The organism is Bacteroidales bacterium (assembly GCA_012519055.1).
In the GTDB taxonomy this organism is placed as follows: Bacteria; Bacteroidota; Bacteroidia; order Bacteroidales; family Salinivirgaceae; genus JAAYQU01.
The window spans coordinates 1-3,676 of sequence record JAAYQU010000033.1 but is presented as its reverse complement, the minus strand read 5'-3'; the positions used below and the strand labels follow the sequence as shown (position 1 = coordinate 3,676).

At 35.7% G+C, this 3,676-nt stretch carries 3 protein-coding genes; 1 reads left to right on the top strand and 2 read right to left on the bottom strand.

The genetic code is table 11. The annotated features are described in order from the left end of the window. Positions 1–7 precede the first annotated feature (7 nt). Positions 8–571, bottom strand: coding sequence for a sugar O-acetyltransferase (locus GX311_06040; protein ID NLK15943.1), 564 nt, complete (start codon positions 569–571; stop codon positions 8–10). A 211-nt stretch (positions 572–782) separates the two neighbouring features. Here GX311_06040 and GX311_06035 point away from each other — a divergent pair, with 211 nt between their 5' ends. Then, positions 783–1,676 carry an AraC family transcriptional regulator gene (locus GX311_06035; protein ID NLK15942.1) on the top strand — a complete coding sequence of 298 codons (894 nt, stop codon included), beginning with the start codon at positions 783–785 and terminating at the stop codon, positions 1,674–1,676. Between the two features lie 764 nt (positions 1,677–2,440). On the opposite strand, the gene GX311_06030 is transcribed toward GX311_06035, so the two are convergent. Beyond that, the gene (locus GX311_06030; protein NLK15941.1) at positions 2,441–3,538 is read right to left on the bottom strand and encodes an NERD domain-containing protein; all 1,098 of its coding nucleotides are present in this window, start codon (positions 3,536–3,538) and stop codon (positions 2,441–2,443) included. Positions 3,539–3,676: the final 138 nt, after the last annotated feature.

Sequence of the window (3,676 nt, the reverse complement as noted above, 5' to 3'; positions counted from 1 at the left end):
TTGATGTTCATTCCTGTATGTTTTTAATGATTTTTGCTGGAATACCACCAACAATTGTATTATCAGGCACATCTTTAGAAACTACTGCCCCCGCAGCCACAACCGCATTTTCGCCAACGGTTACACCGGGTAATATAATGGCTCCTGCCCCAATCCATGCATTGCGTTTAATGACAATCGGTTTTACCATAAGGGCTTTTCGTTCCGATGGATTCAATGGATGGCTTTCAGTAATCAGGCTCACTTTGGGGCCAATGAGCACATCGTCTTCAATGGTTATAGTGCCCATGTCGAGAAACGTGCAGTCGTTATTGATATAAACATTTTTACCAATGCTTGTGAACAGCCCGATATTGATATAAAAAGGTATTTGAATAGCTGTGCTTATATGTAGCGGTTTGCCTGATATTTCGCCCCACAATTCGCGCACCTGCTCTATTTCGGTAGTCGCGTTAAACTTTTTCAACAGCTTTGTAGTACGAGAAGCAGCTTCGTGAATTTCGCCATAATGCGGGTCGTTAAACGGAACCGTTTCTCCAGATTGCAATCGTATAAAAATATCTATACTCATTTTTGTCGGATTAATCCAAAATCTACAATACAAATTTCGGTGGAATAAAATAGAATAAAATACCCAAATTACGGAACTAACTACCATTATTACCGATTCTTACTTTGAGGGTACTTTTATAGAAATGATTTCCTTACTTTTGTGTAATCATTACTAAAAATAAAAGCTTATATTAGCCCTCAAATAAACCGAGCAGTAAAAAATAAAAGCTATGAGCGAAGTTGTAAGTATTAATACAGTTACTGAATACAATAATCAGGTAGGAATGGAGACCTTGCATCCTTTAGTCAGCATCGTCGATTTTGAGAAAGTAGAACCTTTTTGCAACTTCAGAATGCAATTAGGTGTTTATGCAGTCTTTTTAAAAGAATCGAAATGCGGTAACATGACCTATGGCTGTAATACTTACGATTATGAGGAAGGCACATTGCTGTTTATTGCTCCTGGACAGGTGTACGGTGTTGTAAACCAAGAGAAAAAAAGGTATATAGGGAAGGCGCTAATATTTCATCCCGACTTGATTCTTGGGACCGCTTTGGGCAAGAACATAAAGGATTATACCTTTTTCTCTTATCAGGTGAATGAAGCACTGCATCTTTCGGCAAGGGAACGAGCAATTATAACCGATTGCTTAGACAAAATTAGTTATGAGCTGGAACATGCCATTGATACACATAGTAAAACGCTTATAGTGTCCTATCTGGAATTGTTCCTCAATTATTGCAAACGTTTTTACGAGCGTCAGTTTGTTACCCGAAGTAATGTTAATAAAGATGTGTTGTCTCGGTTCGAAAAAATATTGGATGACTATTTTTCATCAGATAAAGCCATTGAATCGGGTTTGCCTTCGGTTCGCTATTGTGCCGAGAAATTATACTTATCTTCCAACTATTTGGGCGATCTTTTGAAAAAAGAAACGGGTAAATCGGCTCAGGAACATATTCAGTTAAAAATGATTGAGGTTGCAAAAGAAAAGATTTTCGACCAAAGCAAATCAATCAGCGAAATAGCGTATGAGCTGGGTTTTAAATATCCACAACATTTTACCCGTATGTTTAAAAAAGAGGTTGGTATGTCCCCTTTAGAATACAGGTCGATGAATTAATCACGAAACTATCAACGAGACTCCCGCTCCCGCGCTATTGTTTACATTTGGTTTAGACTTGGGTTTGTAAACAATAGTTGAAATAGATATACACTTGCGCATTGGGTAAAATATAGAATCTTGTATCGGCTAACTTGCCTTGTCAATATTCGGTTATTCTGTCATAATGCTTTGATTGTCTTTTAATTTTATTTCTATCATTGCTGTACTGCAGTCTCTTTAACACTTGGAGTTAACTGCGACATATTTTACTTTACTCGCTAAACTTTGTGAATCGTTTTTCATCAAAATCTTTAATTTTTGAAGATTTTGTTTTTAATCTTTTAATAATGTATGCTTCCCATTAAGCTCAAATATATCAACAATGCACTGGTGCGAGGGGGAAAAAACAGCTCTTTTGCAAACTTGGGTTTTGGCGCGGTTGTCAAGTTTGCAAATGTGCTGTTTTGTGCGGGGGGGGTGTTGTTTTCCAAAGCGCCCATCAGGCGCAAAGTGCGTGGGAAAAAAAATTGAAACCCTTTGCTCTACTGCTCGCACTGGTAGTATTCATTTTGTCATTTTAAGTTGTCATTTTCAAGTTTCACCTCAGTGTCGTAGAGGCGATTATGCTTGGTGCTAACGTTTTGGCGCTTGGCGCAGTGGCGGATTTCGGAGCACAAAACTGTCAATACACCACAAAAGTTGATGCGAGGTAGAATTTTCAATTAACCACGTCACCCGCCATTGAGCCAAACGCCTGTTACAGGCAGTAAGATTTCTGTTTGTCATTTCGTTGCAATAATTTTTTGTTCATTTATTCGCAATATGAAGTCAGTAATTCTCTGTGTCTCGTTAAGTGAAAATGTCGGTTTAAAATAGTTTATATACCCAAGCAGCTCGTTTAATGTTAAAACTTTGACGAACTGAAATTCCTCCTGGGGCTTTGTATTTGTCATTACAATAAGGTTTTTGATTGATATTTTTTTGTCACCCCAATGATGTCTGTCTAAACGGAGATGATAATTGCTTATTCCATTGTTCAGCAATTTAAATAAAACAAAACTTGCTCTTCTTATTTGTTGAACAGGTGAACGTAAACTCAAACTTTTCAAAGATTTTTCACTCCAATTCTTAGTCTCTATAAGAAATATTCCTGAAGGTGAAACAAGAATATGGTCAATCTGAACAGATTTTATGTAATCATTTTCCTGTCTGTTATAAATTGCTGGTGAAAAGGAAACTGAAAAATCATTAATCAAAAAATAGTCGTCTGATAGATTTTCTAAGGTCTTAACAACCTTTTGTTCACCTAAAGCACCATAAATAAAACTGTTTAGATTGTCAATTACAGCCTTCTTTCTTTCAAGTTCTGATAAAGAATGATGAACACTCTGTCTTACAGCTTCATCTTCATTTGAAATTATATACTGATAACGATTGCTTTTTTTTTGATAATTGTCAACAAGGTGGCTAATTGTATTTTTTACTTCACTATCAAATTTATTTTCTTTGTTTTTGATTTTCCTATTATAGCTCCAAAGTTTTAAATTATGGGTTATTTTCTGAAATAAGTTTGTCGGATTTTGGTTCGTATAAACATTATAAAGTTGTTTCAGTTTATCAATTTCGTCTGTTAATAGTTGTTCTGTCTGCCTTTTCTGTGTTTCTATTGCTGTATCTAAGTCTTTCAACTCTACATTGAGTATGTTCTTTTCTTCTTCAATTAGGTTTTTATGATGAGAAATTAATTGCTGTCGGGATATTGCAAATGTGCTTTGAAAGTCAATAACTTCTTTTAAAGATTTAAAGTCATAAATATTGCTTTCTTCTAAATGTGCTTTTAAAGTCTTCAGTGACCCAATTGTATTATAAGTTCTACTCATTCTGTTTGCCGATTGTCGATTTTTGGGTGTCGATACTTATTGCCTGTAACGTGTTATTTACGCAATGAATATACAACATTCGTATATACCCGATTTATAACATTCGTATATCCTTACGAAATCGGGGGTGTTTACGAA